At 35.4% G+C, this 983-nt stretch carries 1 protein-coding gene; it reads left to right on the forward strand.

Going from position 1 to position 983, the window contains the following annotated elements:
• Positions 1-87 precede the first annotated feature (87 nt).
• The gene (locus JMY02_RS13570) at positions 88-291 is read left to right on the forward strand and encodes a hypothetical protein (RefSeq protein WP_201599188.1); all 204 of its coding nucleotides are present in this window, start codon (positions 88-90) and stop codon (positions 289-291) included.
• Positions 292-983: the final 692 nt, after the last annotated feature.

The following is a 983-nucleotide window of genomic DNA, read 5'->3' on the forward strand; positions in this document are numbered from 1 at the left end:
TGAGAGTAGGTCATCGTCAGCTCTCTATTCTAAAGTAAAACCCCCTTTGACTTATGTCGAAGGGGGTTTTCTTTGTGCGTAAGTTTTATGTTGATTGGCCTACGCAGCAAATCCCTATTCAAAGGTGAGCAAGGAATAACGACTGTCTGGGAGACAGTCGTCCGCAGCGCAAGACAAGAGCTGTGCTCGCAGTCAGCAGTGCTTTGCTTTAACGGCACTCTCCTCGTTCGTCAACTCTCTATTCTTAAAGTAAAAGCCCCTTCTGCAAAATTAGTGGGGGGCTTTGGGTAAGGTTTGCTTACTTTAATTGTTATTAGTTCGGTTTATAAAAAGCAACTTTGTCGTTATGTACTCAAATAAATCTTGAACTAGTATCATTACTTGTTCAAAACGCCTCTCCACACCCTAATTTAATCTTATTATGAGCACTTATTTCGTTGTCCAACGATAAACTAGAGATGTCTTTTAGTCAGCATCATGCTATTAGATGAAATAAGCTCGCTAAAAATCACCTCTTATTGGCAGATTATTCAGAAAAAAATGCTTTTTAATGGATATAATTTCTTTTTCGTCTTCTGGTTCTATATCTCTGAACGTCGAAAACCTTATAGTTGTTGATCAAATTATTATAATATTAAGAGGTAAAAATAATTGATTAAGTTAATGGTCTTTAAAGAAAAAGTAATTCATAAATAACATTTCTCACTAACTTATTGAAAAATATAGTACTATTTCTATTCCTGTTTAAATCATGAAAATAACTTAAAATCATGCTTGACCCCCATCTAAAACCGAGTATAATGCGTCCCAGTCAGAAGGGAAGGTGGATTAGGGAGTGGTTTACCACGAACTTAACCTAGCCAACCGAGTAAATCATTTTAGAGTCATTAAAATAAAATAATTTACTTCTTGACTTACTAAATAAAGCGTCTATAATACGCACCTCATTAAGGCAAAGCAGTTAGTAAAGAGTGATTGATCAC

The sequence above is a fragment of the Psychrobacter vallis genome, assembly GCF_904846715.1.
Taxonomy (GTDB): Bacteria; Pseudomonadota; Gammaproteobacteria; order Pseudomonadales; family Moraxellaceae; genus Psychrobacter; species Psychrobacter vallis.

What these genes read in the sequence shown, in the direction of transcription:
- JMY02_RS13570 (WP_201599188.1), top strand. Translation starts at nt 88, where the DNA reads ATGTTGATTGGCCTACGCAGCAAATCCCTATTCAAAGGTGAGCAAGGA.